The sequence below is a fragment of the Croceicoccus sp. genome (assembly GCF_983967925.1).
In genome coordinates, this window is the sequence record NZ_CFETID010000004.1 from 150,426 (window position 1) to 171,336 (window position 20,911).

Annotated in this window: 25 protein-coding genes and 1 tRNA gene; 6 read left to right on the top strand and 20 right to left on the bottom strand. The window is 62.4% G+C overall.

Features of this window, described 5'->3' with window-relative positions; genetic code table 11:
• Positions 1–150: 150 nt before the first annotated feature.
• Positions 151–224 (top strand) — tRNA-Gln (locus AC4FIJ_RS04040).
• A gap of 54 nt (positions 225–278) precedes the next feature.
• On the opposite strand, the gene AC4FIJ_RS04045 is transcribed toward AC4FIJ_RS04040, so the two are convergent.
• The 15 genes from AC4FIJ_RS04045 to AC4FIJ_RS04115 form a co-directional block, all read right to left on the bottom strand.
• Positions 279–1,322, bottom strand: a complete 1,044-nt coding sequence (locus AC4FIJ_RS04045; RefSeq protein WP_490335429.1) for a tyrosine-type recombinase/integrase — start codon at positions 1,320–1,322, stop codon at positions 279–281.
• Positions 1,319–1,474, bottom strand: coding sequence for a hypothetical protein (locus tag AC4FIJ_RS04050; protein WP_490335430.1), 156 nt, complete (start codon positions 1,472–1,474; stop codon positions 1,319–1,321). Before AC4FIJ_RS04050 ends, AC4FIJ_RS04045 begins: the two co-directional genes overlap by 4 nt.
• 44 nt (positions 1,475–1,518) lie before the next feature.
• Positions 1,519–2,694: a phage portal protein gene (locus tag AC4FIJ_RS04055; protein ID WP_490335431.1), complete on the bottom strand. Its 1,176-nt coding sequence runs from the start codon at positions 2,692–2,694 to the stop codon at positions 1,519–1,521.
• Complete coding sequence (locus tag AC4FIJ_RS04060) at positions 2,694–3,254, bottom strand: HK97 family phage prohead protease (protein ID WP_490335432.1); 561 nt, start codon at positions 3,252–3,254, stop codon at positions 2,694–2,696. The genes AC4FIJ_RS04055 and AC4FIJ_RS04060 overlap by 1 nt, the downstream gene beginning before the upstream one ends.
• Positions 3,254–3,520, bottom strand: coding sequence for a spike base protein, RCAP_Rcc01079 family (locus AC4FIJ_RS04065; RefSeq protein WP_490335433.1), 267 nt, complete (start codon positions 3,518–3,520; stop codon positions 3,254–3,256). The genes AC4FIJ_RS04060 and AC4FIJ_RS04065 overlap by 1 nt, the downstream gene beginning before the upstream one ends.
• 1 nt (position 3,521) lies before the next feature.
• Positions 3,522–4,736, bottom strand: a complete 1,215-nt coding sequence (locus tag AC4FIJ_RS04070) for a phage major capsid protein (RefSeq protein WP_490335434.1) — start codon at positions 4,734–4,736, stop codon at positions 3,522–3,524.
• Between the two features lie 149 nt (positions 4,737–4,885).
• Complete coding sequence (locus AC4FIJ_RS04075) at positions 4,886–5,176, bottom strand: hypothetical protein (RefSeq protein WP_490335435.1); 291 nt, start codon at positions 5,174–5,176, stop codon at positions 4,886–4,888.
• A gap of 182 nt (positions 5,177–5,358) precedes the next feature.
• Positions 5,359–5,925, bottom strand: a complete 567-nt coding sequence (locus AC4FIJ_RS04080) for a hypothetical protein (protein ID WP_490335436.1) — start codon at positions 5,923–5,925, stop codon at positions 5,359–5,361.
• A gap of 75 nt (positions 5,926–6,000) precedes the next feature.
• Positions 6,001–6,297, bottom strand: coding sequence for a hypothetical protein (locus AC4FIJ_RS04085; RefSeq protein WP_490335437.1), 297 nt, complete (start codon positions 6,295–6,297; stop codon positions 6,001–6,003).
• Position 6,298: 1 nt separating this feature from the next.
• The gene (locus AC4FIJ_RS04090; RefSeq protein ID WP_490335438.1) at positions 6,299–6,589 is read right to left on the bottom strand and encodes a hypothetical protein; all 291 of its coding nucleotides are present in this window, start codon (positions 6,587–6,589) and stop codon (positions 6,299–6,301) included.
• Positions 6,590–6,866: 277 nt separating this feature from the next.
• The gene (locus AC4FIJ_RS04095; RefSeq protein ID WP_490335439.1) at positions 6,867–8,477 is read right to left on the bottom strand and encodes a terminase large subunit; all 1,611 of its coding nucleotides are present in this window, start codon (positions 8,475–8,477) and stop codon (positions 6,867–6,869) included.
• Positions 8,467–8,973: an HNH endonuclease gene (locus AC4FIJ_RS04100; RefSeq protein ID WP_490335440.1), complete on the bottom strand. Its 507-nt coding sequence runs from the start codon at positions 8,971–8,973 to the stop codon at positions 8,467–8,469. The genes AC4FIJ_RS04095 and AC4FIJ_RS04100 overlap by 11 nt, the downstream gene beginning before the upstream one ends.
• On the bottom strand, positions 8,966–9,196 hold the full coding sequence (locus tag AC4FIJ_RS04105) for a hypothetical protein (protein WP_490335441.1): 231 nt from the start codon (positions 9,194–9,196) through the stop codon (positions 8,966–8,968). The genes AC4FIJ_RS04100 and AC4FIJ_RS04105 overlap by 8 nt, the downstream gene beginning before the upstream one ends.
• Positions 9,193–10,347 (bottom strand): AAA family ATPase, encoded by a 1,155-nt coding sequence (locus AC4FIJ_RS04110; protein ID WP_490335442.1) that lies wholly within the window; start codon positions 10,345–10,347, stop codon positions 9,193–9,195. Before AC4FIJ_RS04110 ends, AC4FIJ_RS04105 begins: the two co-directional genes overlap by 4 nt.
• On the bottom strand, positions 10,344–10,628 hold the full coding sequence (locus AC4FIJ_RS04115; RefSeq protein ID WP_490335443.1) for a hypothetical protein: 285 nt from the start codon (positions 10,626–10,628) through the stop codon (positions 10,344–10,346). The genes AC4FIJ_RS04110 and AC4FIJ_RS04115 overlap by 4 nt, the downstream gene beginning before the upstream one ends.
• Before the next feature lie 420 nt (positions 10,629–11,048).
• On the opposite strand from AC4FIJ_RS04115, the gene AC4FIJ_RS04120 reads away from it, so the two are divergent.
• Positions 11,049–11,972 carry a hypothetical protein gene (locus AC4FIJ_RS04120; protein ID WP_490335444.1) on the top strand — a complete coding sequence of 308 codons (924 nt, stop codon included), beginning with the start codon at positions 11,049–11,051 and terminating at the stop codon, positions 11,970–11,972.
• On the opposite strand, the gene AC4FIJ_RS04125 is transcribed toward AC4FIJ_RS04120, so the two are convergent.
• From AC4FIJ_RS04125 to panC, 3 genes are read right to left on the bottom strand one after another with little or no spacing between them, the layout of a single operon-like run.
• On the bottom strand, positions 11,941–12,429 hold the full coding sequence (locus AC4FIJ_RS04125) for a CYTH domain-containing protein (protein ID WP_490335445.1): 489 nt from the start codon (positions 12,427–12,429) through the stop codon (positions 11,941–11,943). The two genes, AC4FIJ_RS04120 and AC4FIJ_RS04125, sit on opposite strands and share 32 nt — an antisense overlap.
• A gap of 2 nt (positions 12,430–12,431) precedes the next feature.
• A complete protein-coding gene (locus AC4FIJ_RS04130; protein ID WP_490335446.1) occupies positions 12,432–13,328 on the bottom strand; it encodes a CHAD domain-containing protein in 897 nt (298 codons plus the stop codon).
• Positions 13,329–13,374: 46 nt separating this feature from the next.
• Positions 13,375–14,229: a pantoate--beta-alanine ligase gene (gene panC, locus AC4FIJ_RS04135; RefSeq protein ID WP_490335447.1), complete on the bottom strand. Its 855-nt coding sequence runs from the start codon at positions 14,227–14,229 to the stop codon at positions 13,375–13,377.
• Between the two features lie 99 nt (positions 14,230–14,328).
• Here panC and AC4FIJ_RS04140 point away from each other — a divergent pair, with 99 nt between their 5' ends.
• The 4 genes from AC4FIJ_RS04140 (at position 14,329) to AC4FIJ_RS04155 (ending at position 19,730) form a co-directional block, all read left to right on the top strand.
• Positions 14,329–15,132 (top strand): division plane positioning ATPase MipZ, encoded by an 804-nt coding sequence (locus AC4FIJ_RS04140; RefSeq protein WP_490335448.1) that lies wholly within the window; start codon positions 14,329–14,331, stop codon positions 15,130–15,132.
• Positions 15,129–15,413: a J domain-containing protein gene (locus AC4FIJ_RS04145; RefSeq protein WP_490335449.1), complete on the top strand. Its 285-nt coding sequence runs from the start codon at positions 15,129–15,131 to the stop codon at positions 15,411–15,413. The genes AC4FIJ_RS04140 and AC4FIJ_RS04145 overlap by 4 nt, the downstream gene beginning before the upstream one ends.
• An 86-nt stretch (positions 15,414–15,499) precedes the next feature.
• Positions 15,500–16,912: a phosphoglucomutase/phosphomannomutase PgmG gene (pgmG, locus tag AC4FIJ_RS04150; protein ID WP_490335450.1), complete on the top strand. Its 1,413-nt coding sequence runs from the start codon at positions 15,500–15,502 to the stop codon at positions 16,910–16,912.
• Between the two features lie 391 nt (positions 16,913–17,303).
• Positions 17,304–19,730, top strand: coding sequence for a ligase-associated DNA damage response DEXH box helicase (locus AC4FIJ_RS04155; protein ID WP_490335451.1), 2,427 nt, complete (start codon positions 17,304–17,306; stop codon positions 19,728–19,730).
• 70 nt (positions 19,731–19,800) lie between these two features.
• Here AC4FIJ_RS04155 and AC4FIJ_RS04160 read toward each other — a convergent pair whose 3' ends face one another.
• Positions 19,801–20,268 carry an ExbD/TolR family protein gene (locus AC4FIJ_RS04160; protein WP_490335452.1) on the bottom strand — a complete coding sequence of 156 codons (468 nt, stop codon included), beginning with the start codon at positions 20,266–20,268 and terminating at the stop codon, positions 19,801–19,803.
• Positions 20,269–20,300: 32 nt separating this feature from the next.
• Positions 20,301–20,831, bottom strand: a complete 531-nt coding sequence (locus AC4FIJ_RS04165) for an ExbD/TolR family protein (protein WP_490335453.1) — start codon at positions 20,829–20,831, stop codon at positions 20,301–20,303.
• Between the last annotated feature and the right edge of the window lie 80 nt (positions 20,832–20,911).

Here is a 20,911-nt window from a genome sequence, read left to right on the forward strand (position 1 = left end):
CTGCTGGCAAGCGCAGCACCGCTCGCCGCCGCAGACACCCCGCTGCGATACGGCGGCGGGCGCATCGGGCCATCGGGCGGTGCTGCAACCGAAAGGCGGTTGACCGGACGGCAGCCGCGCGCTAATGGCCCGCCCCTCACCAGAGATCGATGCCCCGTCGTCTAATGGTAAGACTACGGACTCTGACTCCGTCAATTGAGGTTCGAATCCTCACGGGGCATCCACTGTGCACTCATTTCCCTATACTCCCTAAGGGTTTAGCGTGATGCGGTGTCTAACTATTCGACGGGGTTAGACACTTCCTTCCCGTATGCTTTGGCCATTGCGCTATCTGCGCGGGCCGCATTTCCTGAGTCGCCAGCGTATCGCCGGAACTCGCGAACAGTCTTGTGGCCGGTGATCGCCATGCCTTCTTCATCGGTGCAGCCACAGTCCACCAAACGGCGTGCTGCGGCCTTTCGCAGGCCATGCGCAGAGCAGTGCGGAAGGTCTGCCTTGATGCAGGCGCGCTTCACCATGTTGTAAAAGCCTTTGGCGGTGAAGGTGGCCCCGTCCTTGTTCTCCATCAGGAAAACATCACCCAGCGGGCCAGCGTCCAAAGCCTCGCGCAGTGGTGCCACCACGGGCACATCGACAGAATTTGAGGTCTTGCTTTGCTTAAGCCTGATCCGATCATCCGCGATGGCCTTGTGCGTCAGGAAGCGAACGTCCGCGCTGCGCTGTGCGCCATAGAGTAACAACGCAAAAGCAAGGCGGGGCTTGGTGCCCAGCGGGTGCTTTGCTTCGAACTGGGCAAGTTCCTCTTCGCTCCAGCGGTGATAGCCATCACCCTCGGCTTTCGGTGGTCGGGTGTCTTTCACCGGGTCGAACGTGCCAGGCACGATGCGTTCGCGACGGGCCACGATGAAAAGCTGTGCGAGTAGCTTGCGAAGCCGAGCGGCGGCATGGGGTTTATGCCGCCATTTGTTCATGAGACTTTGAATGTGGCCAGCGTCGAAGCGTGCAATCGGGTCATCACCGAACGTCTTGCGGAATCGCTCTAACACGCCGCGATAGACGTTTTGCGTGGCGGGCTTCAGATCCTGAAAAGCAGTGTCCGAATAATAGCGGACGATCACGTCTGACACGCTGCCAGGTCGAATTCGACCAGCACCCACTGACGGCTTCTCAGCCTCTAGGAAGGCAGCATATTCCCGCTCAAATTCCTTCGTTCCGAAAGGCGAATGGAAATAGGCCGGGGGATAGCCCTTGCGCCGGAAACGATAGCGCCGCTTGCCGTGGCGATCATTGAAGCTGGAGACGTAGGGGAATGCCTTTGTCATGAAGCGGCCCAATCATCGAAACGGCTGTCGAAGTCATCGCGCCCAGTGGAAGCCCCAGCTTCCGGCTGCGGGGTCATAGTGAAGGTAAAGCCGCCCATAGGATCGACGCGGCCCTTCAGAACGACGCCATGGGCCGCGACGGCAGTTGCCATGCGGTCTAGGTCGTCTTTCGATATCAAGGCGCGTCGTGATGCCATTACGCTGCTTGTTCTCCCTCATTTGACGGGGGATCACTACGGACGCTTTCGCTGCGCGGATTCCAGCCTTCGACCTGCCGAACCTCGTCGGGATCGAGCACGCCGGTTTCCAAAGCGATCTTATGCGCGTTCCACCGAGTTTCGGGATCGCCGCGCAGGAAGCCGGACAGATCGAGTTCCAGTTCATAAGGCCCGTTCGTCGGGAACAGCGAGCGGGCAAACTCTGCCTCGATCTTCCTCGCCCATGGCGCCAGGCAGAACGTCGCGAACCACAGGCCCGCTTGGCTGGCATTCGTGAAAGTGTTGTTTTCGTATGCCTGCACGATCGGCGGTGGCACCTGAAACAGGCGGCAAATCTCGATCACGCCAAAGCGCCGGGTTTCCAGCAGTTCAGCGTCTTCAGGCGAGATTTGCGCAGGCTTCCACGTCAGCCCGCCATCCAGCACCAAGGTTTTGCCAACATTACCGGCACCAGCATGTCGCTCAGCGAATTGTGCCCGGAGCCTTTCGGCAATTTCCTGCGTCATCACGCCGTCCGACTGGATCACGCCGGAAGGGTTTGCACCATTGGCGAGGAACGTGCGTGCATGGCGATTCGCCAGATCCACCCCGCTGACGGTATCAGCCGATCGCGCTAGTCGTGACTTGCCGATCTTGCCGTCGTCGGTGCGGTCGCGAAGGTGCAGCACCTCGCCCTCCAGCAGGCGGCGCACGCGCCCTTTGCCGTCGCCTACGTCATAGGCCAAACGCCCGCTTGCAAGCTCCTGCACGGCCACGTTCGACCAGGGCACATAGACAAGCCCGGAAGGCTGCCCGTTGCCGCTGCGTTCAATCTCGATAAGCCCGTTGCCGGTGAGCAGGGCCGATGCGATCCAGTGCTCCACGAGATCCGGCCAGGTCATCGCCGAATTTGGCCCGCCGCGCACCAGCCGAGATAGCGGGTGTGCGGGGTGCTCTAGCCGGGTCAGGCCGTCGCGCTTGTAAACAAGCGCCGGAACGTAAGCGAGTGCCGTGCTGATAGCTGTGGTGCAGGCAAGCACGGTGGACAGGTTCTCTGCGGCCCTCGCGCTCATACCAGCGTAATAACCGCCGGGGCTGAGCGCCTGCCAGCTAGGGTCCAGCGGTGAAAGGTCGCTGCGTCGTTCATAGCCCGCCAGAGCCGCAAGACGGGTCATTAGGCCCATTGCTTTACCTCCGCCAATCGCAGTGCCCTCGCACGCCTCTGTGCGCCGTCGTGATGCGCCAGCGCCCTAAGTGCTATTTCGGTGCCCTCATAAGCGGGCCAGGCAGAGACAACGCTGATCTCGCGCAGCCCGATCGAGCGAAGGGTGCGGGTGCGCCCATTCCAACTTTCGCCGCCTTCCGGCACGACAAAGCCAAAGGACATGCCGCCAAGGTCGCCACGTTCGGCCAGCGCCAGAACGTCGCGCCCTGCCTGCGTGTCGGGCACCTGCAGTTCGAATGCCAGACCCCGGCTATCTTCGCGCAGCGTAAGCGTGCCGCTCTTGGTCCGCCCCAGCACCTTCGCCGGGTCGTGGTCCAAGAGCGCCAGCACATCACCGGCTAGTGCGGCGCGGAAGGCACCCGGTTCGATCGTTTCCACGAAAGATCCAAGGTTCGCTTCCGCGCCGAACGTGGCAGCATACCCACCGATCTTGCGCTGCTTGGAGTCAGCACGGATCTCATTGAAGGCACGCCGCTCGATAGCGGGGCGGGAGTGAAGCGCCCCGGCCATCAGTAGAGCGCCACCATGTCGGCAGCCGTCGTTCCGGTTGTGCGAACGTATTCTGTCCGCACCGGGAGGAAACAGCCGCTCGGCACGTTCTTGAACGTCACGTCGGAACTGGCGTTGGACGCGCGCAACTTCACGTCGCCACCCGTTCCGACGTAGAGGGCCTTGGCCACCCCATCGGGCAGGGCATTCGTGTTATGCGTGGTCACAGCCGCGTGATTACGGGCCGGATCCGATGCGCTGTCGAAGGTGTGGCCAAAGGGGTCCATATTAGCCCACCGTCACGCCGGATGCCGCCACGAACGATGCAGGGCGGCGGATACCGAAGTCCACCGAAGCCATGGCGCGGATCAAGATATTGCCCTTGCTGTAGGCGGTTTCCGCGTAGGGGTTCACCAGCACGTCAAGCTGGCTCCAGACACCGACCAGGAAGTCGCGCCAATCGCCATAAATCAAGGCGTGCTCGTTAGTGCCCGCGCCGAGATTGGACGGGGCCTGATTGGTAAAGTTCACCGGCTCGCCATGGAAGGTTTCCGCGATCGTGATGGCGTGGCCCTCATTGTCGCGCAGCTTCATGGCATCGGACTTGATGCCGTTAGTGGCGAGGAAGGCGCGGGCTGCATCCACGTTGGCGAGGTCTGCCGTAGCGATCATGTTAGCAGCGGTCGTGAACAGATCCGTTGCGAAAGGCTCGGTCGGCACGTCACCGTCGTTCAGAATGCCCTGCGGTTCGGCTCCGGTGCCGCTGCCATTGACGGCGGCGCGGTCGATTTCCAAAGCGATATTTCGCGCCAACATCGAGCGCAGCAGGCGTTCAACGTCAGGGCTGGCCTGCATCACCATCTGGCGGCTGAACTCGCTGATTGCGCCGACGTGGTGCGGGGTCAGGGTCAGGCTGTCGAACGCGGCGTCATCAGTCGAAAGCGCTTCATTCTCATTCACCCAGCCAACCGCGGGGCTGTCGGTTTCGCGCGGGATCACCACGTCACCGGTCAGGCCGGTCAGGACAGTTGCGCCCATGCGGTTCATGACGGTCGCGTTGGTCAGGGCCGAAACGAACAGATCGGGGCGAAAGTCATCGCTGATAATGCCGCCGCTGTTCGCAGTCGTCTGCACGCGCTTTTCGAATACCTCAGTGGGCACATAGAAACCCTGTGCAGGCTTGCCGGCGCGCTTGGCCAGTTCCGCCTGCAATTCGATTTCGCGCCCCGCATCCACCGGCATACCGGCCTTGTGGGCAATCATCTTTGCGATGCTGAACTTGCTGGCTTCGGCGCGGAACTGAATGTCGCCGCCGCCATGAAGGGGCCTGCCCGCTTCGGTGCGCTCGGCTGCCTCGATCTTCTTGGCCCGGTCAATCTTGCAGTCGAGCGAGCGAAGTTCGTTTTCCGCCGTCTCGAAGGCGGTGGCATCATCATTTGTGTGGGCAGTGGTCATGCGGTCCACCAGGCCCGCCCGCTGCTCTAGCAGTTCCGCGATCTTCATATTCCATTCCTCTATCTGGCCGGGGCACGATGCCCCGGCACTGAGCAAGCCAACGTCTCCCGACGTGAGCGAAGTGAGCGGCTGCGCGGTGGCAAGCGATGCGGTCAGCACCGTTGCAGCCAGCGCAGCCGCAATCTGGTAAAGGGCGCTTAGGCGGCGCAAAGGAAGCCGCTCTCCCAGTCGCCGCGCTTGAAGCTAATCAATTCCCAAGAATCGCTGTTAAGATAGCGCGTGGCGCTAAACAGCTTTTTGTCCTGCCAAACATCAACCGTTTCACGTTCGCCAGCCTGCACCCAGTGCATCGCGCCGAAGGTGCCAAGGTTGCGGGTGCGCGTCTGCATCCCGCGTTGCGGTTGCTCGGCCAAGCAATCGGCGGTCACGTTCAACGCATGGGCTATGATAGCCCGCGCAACGTCCGCCTTCTTTTCACCGTTTGCCATTATGCGAACTCCCTTCGCGCTGTTGAGGGGTTCGACCTGAAACAGCGCTGGGCCTGTTCCTTCGCTAGCGCTGAGCCTAGCGCGCCGGGTCGAACGGCGGATTTCATAGCTCCCCATCCCGCGCGCGGGTTTTCCCATATCGGCAGACGCGCCGGGACCGCTCAGGGGGGAACGGGTTTCGGTCATTCGGTATCAACTTTGTAGGCTTCAGCCATGACCGCGCGCGGATCGTGGCCAAGCCGCTTAACGACACGGTCAAAAACCTCGTCCACTTCAAGAACGATGAAGCTCGTGGATCTAAGTCTAGAGCGGATGGTGGGGATCACATCGGTCTTCAGCTCCCAGAGGATTTCAATCGATTTATCGCCAGACACGCAAAGCAGGGTCCGCGCAGCCATGCCGAAATTTAAAAACGGAAGGCTCGGCCACCTCTCAGGATTACCGTAAACAGGCCCCTCGCCTACATGTGCGAAATGCTGCGCAGCCTTGATCGCGTTCGCAGCAGAAAGCCCCGTTTCGATCAGTTCTTTTGCGATGGCGATTTCCATCACGGTGAAGAAGGTAAAGCGGCGATGCGCACCTGATACGCCACCACCTTCAATCGGTGCGCCCGGCTTCCCGATCAACAGGTCACGCTTGAGCCAGCTCTGCAGGGTATGGTTGGGCAAACAAGTTGCATCCAACACTTGGCCTGTCGTGAATCGGTCTTCAAGGATGTGCATATCATGTTCCAAATTGGCGTCTGCCAACCTAGCTAGTCCTATGTAGCCAAGTTGGCAAGCGCCAATTCGTTCATCCAGCTTCACTGACGGTGGATAAGTCTTTCAGCAGTCCAGCCCATGCGTGCCGCCTGGGTCGCTGATTTCACAGCCAGGACCACTCGGATGCCAAGCATACGTTAGGCCGCCGCAACTGATTTCATCTTCGGTGCATTGTCCGGCTGGATCGTCGTCCTCTAGATCCGGGTCGCCGTCGATCGTATCTAGCAGTTCCACCAGCGCCTCCACCGCTGCCGCGATTTCCTCGCGATCCACATAACCTTGGATCAGGAAGCGAGATTGCGCGGTCGCCGGTTCGGGAAAGAACGCCACGTAGGGCGCGATCTTGATAGCCTCGCCCATATCATAGGCCCTCCGCATGAAAGGCTGCCACGGCAGCGAGGTAGCCAATGCCTGCGAAGGCTTCGGCCAAAATTTCCGGATTCAGATCTTCCAATGCGCTTTCGCCGTCATTGTTTTTGCGGTGCCCCATCTCCAGCGTTAGCGCGAGCGAGCGGATCATCGGCAGGATTTCATGCACCGCATCAATGCCGGTCGAGCCGAGCGGCGAACTGGTCGAAAGCCGGAAATTATAGAGTGCTTCGAATGCGGGATTGATATGGGCGGATTCCGCCCTAGGGGTAGTGGTAGCCATTATGCGTTCCTCTAAAACGTGTTTTGGTTAGAGCTGGGCGGTTGTTGGTAGCTTCCGCTCGGCTCGCTTTCGTGTTAGCGCCAAAGATATGGCAAAGTCAAATCGCGTTTACACGAAAAAGCAACGCCCTGAAGCGGCCGGCACGATGGTTGGTGTCCGCCTTCAGCCTGACGATCTTGAATTGCTCGATCTTTGGATTGCGGCGCAAGACGAGCATATGACACGGCCCGAAGCAATGAGGCGCGTTTTGCGCATGGTTGCTCTACGAACTCGTAGCTTAAACCCATAGCAGCCCCGCCCCCTCATATGTCTTCGGCCCGCTGTCACGCGCTGCAATGCCACAGGCCATGATAAGGGCGGCCATGCCGTCGATGCGGTCAATCGAGCGTGCTTTATTGGGTTTTCGGTTGCCCGCAGCGTCGGTGTCAAAAAGCAAGTTCGAAGCGTTCCAGCGCAGCACCGGGTGCATGGCGTGGCGCAACTCGCCCTCTAGCAACAGCGCCTCGAAAGCGTCGATCGCTGGCCCCATGCTGACATAACCCTGTCCCCATGGCTCCAGCGGTAACTTCACGCCCTCGCCGTCGAGAATGACGGTCAAATCCTCGATCGCGTGCCGGTCATAGGCCACGGCGCGCAGATCATAAGTTGCCGCCACCTTGGCCAGCCGCTTGGCGATAAACCGCTTGTCGATGGCCTTGCCGGGTGTCGCCTCGATGAAGCCCTGCTTCTCCCAAGTGCGATAGGGCACCCGGTCGATTTCCTCTTTCCGTTCGATCCCTGCTTTTGGACACCAGAAAAACGGCAGCACCGCCCCACTTTCAGGGAAAAATAGCACAAGCGCGGACAGGTCGCGGACGGCTGAGAGATCCAGCCCCGCATAGCATTTCTTCCCCTTCAGGCTCGCAAGGTCGATCGCTTCGCCGCAGGCATCCCATTCTGCCGGATTGATCGCTTTCGGCTCAGCATCGACTCGCATATTGCAGTGCAGATTCAGGAACGCCGGTTCGAAAGTCGGCATCCGCTGCGCCCGTTCGGCTTCGTCGGCAATCTGTTCCGCAGAAACGAACGTGCCAAGCGCAGGATTGGCCAGCGGCCAGTTGTCGGGGTCGTAGGGGTCGGCATCTTCCGGCACCGCATAGACAGCGCCGTGAAAGCTGCGATCTTCAATCTCGCCCGTCTCGATCCGCCGGGAATAGTCCACCAGTTCGCTCATAATATTGAGCGGGTTCGGGGATTGGGTGCCGATCGCCAGCATTAAAGGCTCGGCGCGCTTGCCCATGGAGGTGCGCAGCACGTCGAACAATTCGCGTTTCTTCCATTGGGCCAGCTCGTCGCAGACAATGAAGCTGGAAGCAGTGCCGTGCACCGCCGCGCCATCGCTGGCCAATGCCCGATAGCGGCTGCCCGTCTCGTCATCCTCGATCGTTTTATAGAAACGTTGCACATTCAGCCTGGATGCCATCCACGGCACAGCCAGGATAACCGCCTCCATCTCGGCAAAGATCAATCCAGCCTGTTCCTTCGTCGCCGCCGCAGAGTAGCACTCGCCCCTCTGCTCAGCTTCCGGCCCACACAGATGGCAGAGGCATAGCATGGCAGCCAGGACGGTCTTGCCTTGCCCGCGCGCAACGGAAAGCAAGCCAGTGCGCACCCGCCGCTTCCCTTCGACATCGGTGGCATAGACTGCCTCGATCCATTCCCGCTGGAACGGCAGCAGCTTAACATTTTCGCCAGCGCCAAAGCCCTTTGTAATCGGCAGGCTTTCGATGAATGCGATAACCCGCTCCGCACGGGAAAGCCCCTCGGCTTCCCACGGGTGCGCGGCATTGATTTCGACAAGCGCCGCCGCTTTCCGTTGGCGCGATGCACCCGGTCCCCTAGCGCCCATGTTCAGTTTTCCGCGCCGTGTTCTGAACTAACTCAAGATTTGGGTACGGGCGCGGTCCTATGTCGTCAGCTTCCAGCGATTTATTTATTGATGCGCCACCCAGAACACCACCTCTGCCCCTACCTTGTACAGCATCACAATGGTTATCCAGAGAACAAGAAGCTTTAGCCAAGTCAGCATTCGGTGCTTGAACATGCCAAGGGTGCTCCGGGTCAATAGGATTGCCCTGAAGATCGCAACCCTTCCGAGGTTTGTTAGTCTTAGCACGCCCCGCTTCTGAACCCCTAGCGGTCTTTCTCGAATGGCAGGCAGGGCAATAGCTGGCCAATCCATCATGGCCGGGGAACGGATGCCCGCCCTCGCTGATCGGGTGAACGTGGTCGACGGTATTCGCCGTCACCAGCCTTGGCGCGCAGCCCCGGCAGAATGGCTCAAGCTGGAGGTGCTGCTTTCGCAGGCGCAGCCACCGTGCCGTTGAGTAGGGCCAATCAGCCATGATCGTCCTCCCGTTCCGGCCCAAGCATGGCGATGATGCCCCAATGCTTCAGGCATCCCGCCAGCTTCACCGCTCTTGCCCTTGGCACGCCGCCGGTCCGCAGGAAGCGTTCAATTTCCCTTGCCTGTAACGGACGGGTGAAATGATCGAGCACGGCAATTGCACCCTCGCGCTGCGCTGGCGGCATCGCCTCGATTTGTTCGATTAGCGGGGTCTTGGTCATGGCTTAGCCCTCCTGCGTGCGGATTGCGCAGGGCTTTGACCTGTCCAGCCGTCGTCATCGTCTCGAACGTCGAACGGGTCTTTTCTATACCCTGTCCCATCTGTCCCATTGTCCCAATCAAGGGGTGTATCGGCATCATTTGGGACGTTGGGACAGTTGGGACAGCTATATAGGCCCCGGCCTTCTTTCTCGATTTCACCGGAATGCGCCATGCGCGTCAGCGTCTTGCGAACAGCCTCGTAAGACTTACCCAAAAGGTCGGAAACTTCTCGTGCATTCAATGCCTTGCCTGCATCCTGCAGCACATCGCGGATCTCTTGGCGCTCGTCGGTCTTGGCGAAGTCTGCCGCCGCGCCAATCACCTGCCATGTCCCAATGTCCCGATCGAAGTCGAAAGCTGTCTCAATTTCCTCTATGTCTCTGCCGCGCCCGTATAGGACAGTGCGACCTGTCCCAATGTCCCGTTTGAGCACGAGAACGGTGTCAGCAGCGCCGGTAATCCCACGGGTGCCCGATACGGAATCGAACGGATCGTCAGCTTCCATCTTGCGCGTGTGATGCAAGGGCACGATCGCGATGCCCAGCTTTCCAGCAAGTTCCTGCAAGCCGGTTAGCGTGCGATAGTCGGCATCATATGCGCTGTCCTTGCCGTTGGCGCTGTCCCGCACCTTCGCCAGCACGTCCACAAAGACGAGCACTGGGTTCTTGACAGCATTGGCCCACGCCTCGATTTCCTGCACGGCACCGTCTGCAAGGCTCGGCCAGGACGTGCAGAGCGTCAGGCGTTCGGGAGGCTCTCCGATGCCCATCTTGCTGATACGGCTGCGCAGGCGGCGGTTATTGTCTTCCAGCGCCAGATAGAGCACGTCGCCATGGCTACATGGCACTGTGCCGAATGCCGGTTTGCCGGACGCAACAGCGATCGCAATGTTTAGCGCCATCCAGCTTTTGCCGATCTTGGGGGCACCTGCCAGCACGGTCAGGCCCTCGGCAATATAGCCGTTCACCACATAGCGGATCGGCTCGAACTGCATTGCCATCAAGGCAGATGCAGTGATGCCCGATCGGTATGCAGGCAGCTTTTCACCGGAGTATTCGCAGGCCATCTGATCCAGCATCGCATCCATGCCTTCAAGGGGTTCGAAAGTCATTTCGCTTCCCCTTCCAGATGTTCGGCGTCGAAAGCGGCTTGCACGCTATTCCGGCAGAACCGCAGCGCGATCGTCAGGCGTGCTAACGGCACCTCGGCAAAGACGAACTGGCCCGCCATCTCGTGGGCCGCGCAGGCCAAGTCATAGGCAAGGTCGGACGCCGCTTTCCATTTAAGTGCGCTGGCGTAATCCCGCGCCTTCAGCAGGGCGATGCGCGTCTTTAGTTCTTCACCCTCGGCATTGGGCACGAACTCGCGGACGTGGAATGACAAATCGCTCATTGCGAAGCCCCCCCGTCCTGAGTAGGCTGCAAATGCTTTACCGAACTCCTGGTAGCATCTGCCCTCGCGCCGGTTGCCGCCGGTGCGGGGGCTTTCACTTTTCGTCGCCTTGGCGGTGCCGAAAGGTTAGACAGCCGGAATGTGTAACCCGCAGGAAACCGTGGCGATAATGTGCCGGTTAGACGGTCTAAGGGGTTTGATTCGTCTTGTTTGTTCATGCCCTCACGGGGCATCCAGCTTTCACACTGACATCGCCGTTATTCGCCCATGTAGGCGGCGGTCTGCGGGTTAATCCCGATACAGTCCGCCCGGCGCTTGGCCTAGTGGCTGGGGTCGCGGGCGGTTTGCCGTGGTTGCCGTCAAGGGCGGCCGCGCATCGCAGGGATGCAGCGTGCCGCCCCGCGATGAGGGATGTTGCGCGTGATCGGTATTGCGGAAACGAAGCTGGGTAATTGTGCCCGACGTCTCGGCCTGGCGGCCTTGGCGCTGGGTTTTCCCATGGGCGCTGCCGCGCAAGAGGCGGACGCGCCGGTGGAGGCGATTTCGGATGCCAATCCGGCCGATGCCAATCCGGCCGATGCCAGCCCGGCCGATGCCAGCGCGTCGGGCGGGGCGGGCGCCGATCTGGCGCAGCAATTGTCCAATCCGATCGCCAATCTGATCTCGGTCCCCATTCAGCAGAACATTGACCTTGGCATCGGGCCGGACAATGACGGGTGGCGGTCCACGACCAATGTGCAGCCGGTCGTTCCGGTCCCGATTAACGAGGACTGGAACCTCATCTCGCGCACGATCCTGCCGGTGATCTATCAAGAGGGCGTGACGGCAAGGAACCAGAACCAGTTCGGGCTCGGCGATACGGTGCAGAGCGTGTTCTTCTCGCCCAGGGAAGTAGGCGCGTCGGGCATCATCTGGGGTGTTGGCCCGGCGTTCCTGTTGCCCACGGCGACCGATGGCGCTCTGGGCGGCAAGAAATGGGGCGCGGGGCCGACGGCGGTGATGCTGAAGCAATCGGGGCCGATCACGGTCGGGCTGCTGGCGAACCAGATCTGGTCGGTTGCGGGTTCCGACAACCGGCCCGATGTGTCGCAGGCCTTTATCCAGCCGTTCCTGTCCTATGTTACGCCGACCGCCACCACCTTCTCGGTCAATGCCGAGAGCAGCTATAACTGGAAGGCCGAGCAGTGGAGCGTGCCGATCAACGTCAGCGTCTCACAACTGACCAAGCTGGGCGACCAGCCGGTGTCGCTGGGGCTGGGCGGGCGCTATAATGTCGAGAAGCCCGAGGGCGGGGCCGACTGGGGCCTGCGTTTTATCGTGACGTTCCTGTTTCCGACGGGGTGACCCCATCGGCTGCGAGGGCCGCGTTGTAATAGGCCTTGTCGCCCGTGACTTCCCGGCCCAGCCAGTCGGGGCGGTCGAAGTCGGCATCTTCGCTGTCCAGCTCGATCTCGGCGATGACCAGTCCCTCGTGGCGATCCTCGAACCGGTCGATTTCCCATGTCAGCCCGCCGCCTGCCGGAACGCGGAAGCGGGTCTTGGCGATGGGCTGGCCGACGCCGCTTTCCATCAGCGCCTCGGCATCGGAGAGCGGGATGTCGTATTCGAATTCGGCGCGCGACAGCGATGCGCCGCCGGTCTTGATGGTCAGCCTTGCGGTTTTGCCGTCCAGAATGCGCACGCGCACCTGCCGGTCGTCGTCGATGGCCAGATAGGCCTGCCGGATCGTCTGCCCTTCATCCGCCTGCGCCCGCCAGCCTTCACCGTTGACGAGGAACTTGCGCTCGGTCTCGCGCCCCATGGTCAGCCGTCCTTTTGCCAGACGTTCCACAGCGCTTCGAAATGCTGGCCCAGCACCTTGGGCTGTTGCACCAGCATGCGGTTCAGGATCGGCCAGGCCTGCGCCTCCAGCCGCGCCTGACGCGCGCGGGCGAGGCCGATCGCGACCTCGACATCGGCGCTACTGCCGAATCCATCGGGATCCTGCGCCAGCCGGCCTGCAAAGACGTGGAGATCGTGATGATCGCCGAGGATGTCCGACAATTGCTTGGCCGCGTGCTTGCGGGTCGCCATCATGTCGGGCCACAGGTTTTCCAGCAGGCGGCAGTGATACCAGTGGTATTTCGCCCGTTTGCGCAGTTCGTGAAACTGCTCGCCATCGGGGCAGTCGCGCGCCTTTTCGGCGGCATCGACCGCGCGGCCATAGGTCTTCTTCAAACCGCCCGCGACCGCGTCCCAGCCGTCATCGTCAAGCGTCCACGATTGCGCGCGTTCCCGCGCCTCGACCAGGCGTTCGCGCGCTTCGTCAAGGTGGTCGTCCACATCGCCGTCCTCGATCCGCGACTTGCGCTCCATGGTGAACTGGCGGCGGATCGGGCCCAGCGCGGTGCGGTCGAGCGATCCGTCATGATCCGACATCAGCAGGTCGTAGGTGTCCTGCATGACCTTGGCATCGCGCGCGCCCGAGATCATCCTGGCGGTGTCGCGAAACGCGGCATTTTCGTCCGAATAGCCGCCGAAAGCCGGGCGGACGAGCCGGATCAGCCCGCGCAATTTCTTGCAGCGCTTGCGCACGTCATGCACCGCCTCGGCCCGCTGGGCGCTGTCGATCGAGGCGAGCGCCTTGCCGATCTGTTCGTCCGCGATGCGGCGGACGGCATTGCCGACCCCGTCGTCCTTGCGTTTCAGTCTATAGGCCATGGCGCGATGCTACGCCGCGAATGCGCCCATTGCCAAGCGGCGAAGATCAGGCGGCCATATTGTCGATCAGCCGCGTGCCGCCGATCCGCGCCGCCACGAATAGCCGCGCATGGCCGTTCGGCGCATCCAGCAATTCGATGCTGTCGGCGTCGCGCAATTCGGTATAGTCGACACTGTCGAACCCGGCGGCGAGGATCGCGGACCTCAGGTCCGCCAAGACGGCGGCGGTGGCGTCATGGCCCAGCCGCGCGATGGCCTCGCGCATCGCTACGTTCAGCCTGCCCGCCGCCTGCCTCTGCTCCGGCGAGAGATAGGCGTTGCGCGAGCTCATCGCCAGCCCGTCCGCCTCGCGCACGATGGGCACGCCGAGGATGGCGTCGGCATGCGGCAGGGCCAGGTCGAGATCGCGGGCCATGCGGCGGATCACGGCCAGTTGCTGCCAGTCCTTTTCCCCGAACAGCGCGATATCGGGGCGGACCTGGTTGAACAGCTTGCACACCACGGTCGCCACCCCGTCGAAATGGCCGGGCCGGTCCGCGCCGCACAGCCCCGCGCTGACGCCCGAAACGCTGATGTTGGTCGCATAGCCCTGCGGATACATCGCGCCGACATCGGGCGCCCACAGCAGGTCCACGCCCTCGGCCTCGAGCAACCGGCTGTCGCGCTCCATCTGGCGCGGATAGGCGTCCAGATCCTCGTTCGGGCCGAACTGCCGGGGGTTCACGAAGATCGACACGGCGACCAGCCCGGCCAGTTCCTTCGCGCGGCGCACCAGCGTCAGGTGCCCCTCGTGCAGCGCGCCCATCGTCGGGACCAGCGCCAGCCTTGTGCCCGCTCCAGCCTGCTCGCGAAGGGCATCCACTGTCTGCCGTAGTGGATTCAACGCGTGAACGGTTTGCATCTTGGGAGTCCCGCTTGGTAGTCTGTGGTAATGTCGGCGCGGGTGTAACGCGCAATCCGGCAGCGTAAAGCCATTTGGCGCAAGCGAGTTGACCGATCTATGAGCCAGCCACACCGCATCGTCTTCGCCAATGAAAAGGGCGGAACGGGCAAATCGACCACCGCGGTGCATGTTGCCGTGGCGCTTGCCTATCAGGGCGCGAAGGTCGCGGCGCTCGACCTCGACCACCGGCAGCGCACCTTTTTCCGCTATTTCGAGAACCGGCTGGATACCGAGAAGCGGCGCGGCATCGAATTGCCCGGCGCGATGGTCGGCGTGTTCGGCGGGCCTTCTATCGAGATACTGGAAGCCATGATCGACGAGGCGAGCGAGGGGATGGACTACCTGATCTTCGACACCGCGGGCCGCGACGACAAATATGCGCGCCATGTCGCCACCACGGCGGATACGCTGGTCACGCCGCTCAACGACAGTTTCGTCGATTTCGACCTGTTCGGCCATGTCGATCCCGACACGTTCAAGGTCAAGAAACTGTCCTTCTATGCCGAGCTGATGTTCGAGGCGCGCAAGAAGCGCGGCCTTTCGGCGCAGGGCGGTCGGCGCGAGATGGACTGGATCGTGGTGCGCAACCGCACCCAGCATATCGAGGCGCGCAACATGCGCCGCCTTGAATTCGCATTGTCGGAATTGTCGAAGCGCGTCGGCTTCCGCACTGCGCCCGGCCTGTCCGAACGCGTGATCTATCGCGAGCTGTTCCCCGCGGGACTGACCCTGCTGGACAAGGGGCATCTGGGCGACATGGCGACCAGCCATCTGGTCGCGCGGCAGGAACTGCGTTCGCTGGTCAAGGCGCTGAACCTGCCGCCTGTCGAGCGCCGCGACGAGGTGGGCGAAGCCGCGTGAAATTCCTGATCCTCGCCATTCTGGCGCTGGTGGTGTTTCGCATGGTCTTTCACAAATGGCCGTGGGAAATGTTTCGCGAATCCGAAAAGTCGCAGCAGCGCGCGCAGGCCCGCGCCCTGCTGGGGGTGGACCGCAATGCCAGCCGCGAGGATATTCTGGCGGCGCACAGGCGGCTGATCCTTACCGCCCATCCGGACAAGGGCGGATCGCCGGAAGAGGTGTTTCGCATCGACGCGGCGCGTGACATATTGCTGGAACAAACTGTCCCCACCAAACGCTAAGCGTGGGTCTCTGCCGATTGCGTCCTGCGACCGGCGTCCTGCAGATAGCGTCCAGCATATTGTCCAGCGTTGCGAAAGGCATCTTCATGTCCCATCAGTTCCACCCCACTGTCCTGCGCGAATACGACATTCGCGGCATCATCGGCGAGACGCTGGGCCCCGACGATGCCCGCGCGATCGGGCGCGGCTTTGCCACGCTGCTGCGGCGGGCGGGCGGCAGCCGGGTGGCGGTCGGCTATGACGGGCGCGTATCGTCGCCCACGCTGGAACACGCGCTGGTCGAGGGGCTGAACGCCAGTGGCTGCGACGTGGTGCGGATCGGCCTCGGCCCCACGCCCATGCTCTATTACGCCGAGGCGTCAGCCGAAGATGTCGATGGCGGCATTCAGATAACCGGCAGCCATAATCCCGCCAATTACAACGGCTTCAAGATGGTATTTCAGGGACGCCCGTTTTTCGGCGCGGACATCCTGAAGATCGGCGAGATGGCCGCCGCGGGCGACTGGGACGACGGCAGCGGCACGCATGAGAAGCGCGATGTCGTCGACGCCTATATCGACGCGCTGATGAAGCCGTTCGACGGGCTTTCTGCAGGCGAGATGGAAAAGCTGTCCAGCCTGCGGATCGGCTGGGACGCGGGCAATGGCGCCGCCGGCCCCTGCCTTGAAAGACTGGTCGCGCGGCTGCCGGGCGAGCATTTCACCCTGTTCACCGAAGTCGACGGTAATTTCCCCAATCATCACCCGGACCCCACCGAAGAGAAGAACCTTGCCGATCTGAAGACGCTGGTGGCCGAGAAGAATCTCGACTTCGGCGTGGCCTTCGACGGCGACGGCGACCGCATCGGTGCGATCGACGGCACGGGACGGGTTATCTGGGGTGACCAGTTGCTGATGATCTACGCCGAGGATCTGTTGAAATACCTACCCGGCGCGACGATCATCGCCGATGTGAAGGCCAGCCGCGCATTGTACGACAGCGTGGCCGAGCATGGCGGCAAGCCGCTGATGTGGAAGACCGGCCATTCGCTGATCAAGTCGAAGATGAAGGAAACAGGCTCTCCGCTGGCGGGCGAGATGAGCGGGCATGTGTTCTTCGCCGACCAGTATTACGGCTATGACGACGCGCTTTATGGCGGGGTGCGGCTGATTCTGGCCAGCGCGCGGCTGGGCAAGAGCGTGACCGATCTGCGTTCGGCCATGCCCGACATGATCAACACGCCCGAAATGCGCTTTCAGGTCGACGAGAGCCGCAAGTTCGCGGTAATCGACGAGGTGAAGGCGCGGCTGGCCGATTCGATCGACGAGGTGAACGACACCGATGGCGTGCGCGTGACCAGCGACGATGGCTGGTGGCTGCTGCGTGCATCGAACACGCAGGACGTTCTGGTCGCGCGTGCCGAAAGCGACAGCGAGGCCGGTCTTGAGCGTCTGATGGCGCAGATCGACGGTCAGCTCGCGGCCTCGGGGCTGGAGCGGGGACCGCAGGCAGGTCACTGACCGGCATTTCGCAAAATTTCCGAATCGGGCCGCGACTCGTAATCTTGGCCCGATTCGGAAGCGATTTGATCGTGTGAAGAGCGCTCGACCCCAAAACCGGTGTGTTGCCACGCGATTTCCACAGCGGCATGGTAGCGCTAACTTGCTGTATTTTCGAGCTTACTGACATTCTTGCAAAATGCGCAATGATGCTTCGCTTTTTCGCAGTTGCAAAATGCCGTGCTGCGGTGCACAAAGAACCTGCCTTTCAGGCATCCTCTCCCAAAACTTCATGGCCCGGCGGGTTTTCCCTCCGGGCCTTTTTTTGTCCATAGTCGATGGGGGCGTCGATCCGGGCGTCGATGCGGGGGGGGGCAGAACCAATCGCGCCGCCATGGGTTGAAGCAGGACGATGGCGGTTCCCGACACGATCAAGAGCTGGTTCGATGGCCGCGGCTGGCGCATCCGGCGGCATCAGGCAGAAATGCTGGAGGCCGACGACGCCGGGCGCCATGGCCTGCTGGCGGCCGATACGGGTGCGGGCAAGACGCTGGCGGGCTTTTTGCCGACGCTGGCCGCCTTTACGCCTGAGCGGCTGGGCGACGATCCGCCGCCTGACGGCTTGCATACGCTCTATGTTTCGCCGCTGAAGGCGCTGGCGACCGATGTGCGGCGCAACCTGCTTATACCGGTCGAGGAGATGGGCCTGCCGATCCGGATCGAGACGCGCAGCGGCGATACGCCCTCCGACCGCAAGAAGCGCCAGCGCAGCCGGCCGCCGCATGTCCTGCTCACCACGCCCGAATCGCTGTCGCTGCTGATCTCCTACCCCGAGGCGGCGGAGCTGTTCGCCGGGCTGAAGCGCGTGGTGATCGACGAGATGCACGCCTTCGCCACGGGAAAGCGCGGCGATCTGCTGATGCTGGCGCTGGCGCGGCTGCAGGCCATTGCACCGGACATGCGTCGCAGCGGTCTGTCCGCGACGGTGGCCGATGTCGAATCCTATCGCGGCTGGCTGGCGCCATGGGGCGATCTTGATGCAGTGCAGCATGTCGTGGGTGAGCCGGGGGCGCCGCCCGACATCTCGATCCTGCTGCCCGACGAGGAACGCGTGCCGTGGGGCGGTCATGCGGCGACCTGGGCGATCCCGCAGATCTATGAGGAAGTGCGTCGCAACCGGACCACGCTGATCTTCACCAATACGCGCTTTCTGGCCGAATATATCTTCCAGAAGCTGTGGGACGTGAACGAGGACGTTCTGCCCATCGGCATCCACCACGGGTCGCTGTCGGTCGAGGCGCGGCGCAAGGTCGAGGGCGCGATGGCGCGCGGTGAATTGCGGGCGCTGGTGGCGACGGCCAGCCTGGATCTGGGGGTCGACTGGGGCGACATCGACTGCGTGATCCAGATGGGCGCTCCCAAGGGATCGTCGCGCCTGTTGCAGCGGATCGGGCGCGCCAATCACCGGCTCGACCAGCCGAGCCGCGCCTTGCTGGTGCCCGGCAACCGGTTCGAGTTTCTGGAGGCGCAGGCGGCACTGGATGCGGTGGAGGAGGGCGTGCGTGACGGAGAGGATTTCCGTCCCGGCGCGCTGGACGTGCTGGCGCAGCATGTGATGGCCTGCGCCTGCGCGGGGCCGTTTCAGGAGGATGCGCTGCTGGCGGAGGTGCGTTCGACGCTCGCCTATGTCTGGCTGGACGAGAAGATCTGGCAGCGCGTGCTGAAGTTCGTCGAGAGCGGCGGCTATGCGCTGCAGGCCTATGAACGGTTCAAGCGGATCACGCGCGAGGAGGGCGGATGGTGGCGGCTGACCCATCCCGAACATGCCGCGCGCCACCGCCTGAACGCGGGCATCATCCTCGACGGCGAGATGCTGACGGTGCGGTTCCGCAACGGGCGATCGCTGGGGCGGGTCGAGGAGAATTTCGCCGCCAGCCTGACCGTGGGCGATACGTTCCAGTTCGCGGGGCTGGACCTTGAGGTGGAGTCGATCAAGGAAGTCGAACTGATCGTCAGGGCCGCCAAGAAATCGGCGATGATCCCCAGCTATGGCGGGGCGCGCATGCCGCTGACCACGCATCTGGCGGACCGGGTGCGCGGATTGCTGATCGACCGGGCCGGCTGGGCGCGGTTTCCCGACGACGTGCGCGAATGGCTTGAGGTGCAGGACTGGCGCAGCGAGCTGCCCGGACCGGGCGAATTGCTGGTCGAGAGTTTCCCGCATGAAAGCCGCGAATATAGCGTGTTCTATACGTTTGAGGGCTGGAACGCGAACCAGTCGCTGGGGATGCTGGTCACCCGGCGGATGGAGGACCGGGGGCTGGGACCGCTGGGCTTCGTAGCCAATGATTATTCGCTCGCCGTATGGGGGCTGCGCGCGATCGAGGATCCGGCGGCGATCCTGTCACCTGATATCCTTGCGCATGAATTCACCGACTGGGTGACCAATTCGCACCTGCTGCGCCGCGCGTTTCGCGAGGTGGCGGTGATCGGCGGACTGGTAGAACGGCAGCAACCGGGCAAGCGCAAGACGGGCAAGCAGGTCACGTTCTCGACCGACCTGATCTATGACGTGCTGCGCAAGTACGAGCCCGACCACGTGCTGATCGAAGCGGCCTGGCAGGATGCGCGCACCCGCATGACCGACGTGGGCAGGCTGGCCAATGTGCTGGAACGGGCGGAGCGCGAGACGGTGCATGTGCGGCTCGACCGGGTCAGCCCGCTCGCCGTTCCCGTGCTGGTCACGATCGGGCGAGAGCGCATGCCCGCCGGTTCCGCCGATGACGAGATGCTGGTGGAGGCGGAGAGCATCGTCTCGCTGGCCATGACGCCGGAATAGGCGGCGCACGGCCCAAACAAAAAGGGCGGACCCGAAGGCCCGCCCCATCTGTTTCACCGAACTTGAAAAATCAGGCCGAGGTCTGCGTCGGATTGATATCCTTCGGCGCGGATTCGAACATGCGATAACGCTCGTTACCGACGAAGCCGAACTTGGTCGCGCCCGAGTTCTTGATGATTTTCAGAACTTCGGCGGTCACCTCATATGCGGTGAACTCGTCGGGCTCGAACTGCAGCTCGGGCTCTACCGGCAGCAGCAGCGATTCCTGGATCGTGCTGACCAGCTGGCCCTGCGTCAGCTCTTCGCCGTTCCACAGGATGTCGCCCTCGCGGGTGATGATCACCTTGTTCTTGATCGGGTCGATATTGACCTCGCTCGGCACATTGCTGGGCGTGGGCAGGTCGATGTTCACCGCGTGGGTGGCGACGGGGATCGACAGGATGAAGATGATGAGCATGCAGAGCATGACGTCGATAAGCGGCGTCGTGTTCATCTCCATCATCGGGGAGCCGTCGTCGCTGCCTCCTGACATTGCCATGGGTGGTCTCCTTTAAACTTTACGCGGCGCGATCAGGCGTCGGGATCGATCGGCGTCGAAATGAAGCCGACGGTCGGATAGCCTGCTGCCTGGATCTGGTAGATCGCACCGGCAACGCACTTCCACGGCGCGTTCTGGTCGGCGCGGATGTGCACCTGCGGGATCTTGTCCGGGTCCTCGGCAATCGCTTCCGGGCCGCCTTCGCGCTGGACGATGGCGTCGAGCCGGTTGAACGAACGCTCCTGCAACTCGTCCGAGTTGACCGGGGTGTCGTTGATGTAGACGCGGCACGAACCCTCGCGCGAGGCGCCGGAATATCCGGCCTGACCGGGGCTGAGGCCCGCCACGTCGGTCGAGGTGATCGACAGCATCAGGTTCTCGACCTTGTCCTGCGATTCTTCCGATTCGATGATCGGCACCTTGAGCTGTTCGATCGACTGGATCGCGACCGGGACCGCGATCAGGAAGATGATTAGGAGCACCAGCATCACGTCCACGAGGGGCGTGGTGTTGATGTCCGACATCGGTGTCTCGGCGCCACCGCCGCCACTAGAAATCGCCATTATCTTACCCTATCTGGCCGTTTTCGGGCCCCTGGGGGCCAATCCGCGCCTTCCGGTCGTGCCGGTCGGCGGGAAAGCGG

Coding starts and splice junctions, on each gene's coding strand:
- AC4FIJ_RS04045 (WP_490335429.1), bottom strand. CDS start 1,322: ATGACAAAGGCATTCCCCTACGTCTCCAGCTTCAATGATCGCCACGGC.
- AC4FIJ_RS04050 (WP_490335430.1), bottom strand. CDS start 1,474: ATGGCAACTGCCGTCGCGGCCCATGGCGTCGTTCTGAAGGGCCGCGTC.
- AC4FIJ_RS04055 (WP_490335431.1), bottom strand. CDS start 2,694: ATGACCCGTCTTGCGGCTCTGGCGGGCTATGAACGACGCAGCGACCTT.
- AC4FIJ_RS04060 (WP_490335432.1), bottom strand. CDS start 3,254: ATGGCCGGGGCGCTTCACTCCCGCCCCGCTATCGAGCGGCGTGCCTTC.
- AC4FIJ_RS04065 (WP_490335433.1), bottom strand. CDS start 3,520: ATGGACCCCTTTGGCCACACCTTCGACAGCGCATCGGATCCGGCCCGT.
- AC4FIJ_RS04070 (WP_490335434.1), bottom strand. CDS start 4,736: ATGAAGATCGCGGAACTGCTAGAGCAGCGGGCGGGCCTGGTGGACCGC.
- AC4FIJ_RS04075 (WP_490335435.1), bottom strand. CDS start 5,176: ATGGCAAACGGTGAAAAGAAGGCGGACGTTGCGCGGGCTATCATAGCC.
- AC4FIJ_RS04085 (WP_490335437.1), bottom strand. CDS start 6,297: ATGGGCGAGGCTATCAAGATCGCGCCCTACGTGGCGTTCTTTCCCGAA.
- AC4FIJ_RS04090 (WP_490335438.1), bottom strand. CDS start 6,589: ATGGCTACCACTACCCCTAGGGCGGAATCCGCCCATATCAATCCCGCA.
- AC4FIJ_RS04095 (WP_490335439.1), bottom strand. CDS start 8,477: ATGGGCGCTAGGGGACCGGGTGCATCGCGCCAACGGAAAGCGGCGGCG.
- AC4FIJ_RS04100 (WP_490335440.1), bottom strand. CDS start 8,973: ATGGCTGATTGGCCCTACTCAACGGCACGGTGGCTGCGCCTGCGAAAG.
- AC4FIJ_RS04105 (WP_490335441.1), bottom strand. CDS start 9,196: ATGACCAAGACCCCGCTAATCGAACAAATCGAGGCGATGCCGCCAGCG.
- AC4FIJ_RS04110 (WP_490335442.1), bottom strand. CDS start 10,347: ATGACTTTCGAACCCCTTGAAGGCATGGATGCGATGCTGGATCAGATG.
- AC4FIJ_RS04115 (WP_490335443.1), bottom strand. CDS start 10,628: ATGAGCGATTTGTCATTCCACGTCCGCGAGTTCGTGCCCAATGCCGAG.
- AC4FIJ_RS04125 (WP_490335445.1), bottom strand. CDS start 12,429: ATGGGGCGCGAGACCGAGCGCAAGTTCCTCGTCAACGGTGAAGGCTGG.
- AC4FIJ_RS04130 (WP_490335446.1), bottom strand. CDS start 13,328: ATGGCCTATAGACTGAAACGCAAGGACGACGGGGTCGGCAATGCCGTC.
- panC (WP_490335447.1), bottom strand. CDS start 14,229: ATGCAAACCGTTCACGCGTTGAATCCACTACGGCAGACAGTGGATGCC.
- AC4FIJ_RS04140 (WP_490335448.1), top strand. CDS start 14,329: ATGAGCCAGCCACACCGCATCGTCTTCGCCAATGAAAAGGGCGGAACG.
- pgmG (WP_490335450.1), top strand. CDS start 15,500: ATGTCCCATCAGTTCCACCCCACTGTCCTGCGCGAATACGACATTCGC.
- AC4FIJ_RS04155 (WP_490335451.1), top strand. CDS start 17,304: ATGGCGGTTCCCGACACGATCAAGAGCTGGTTCGATGGCCGCGGCTGG.
- AC4FIJ_RS04160 (WP_490335452.1), bottom strand. CDS start 20,268: ATGGCAATGTCAGGAGGCAGCGACGACGGCTCCCCGATGATGGAGATG.
- AC4FIJ_RS04165 (WP_490335453.1), bottom strand. CDS start 20,831: ATGGCGATTTCTAGTGGCGGCGGTGGCGCCGAGACACCGATGTCGGAC.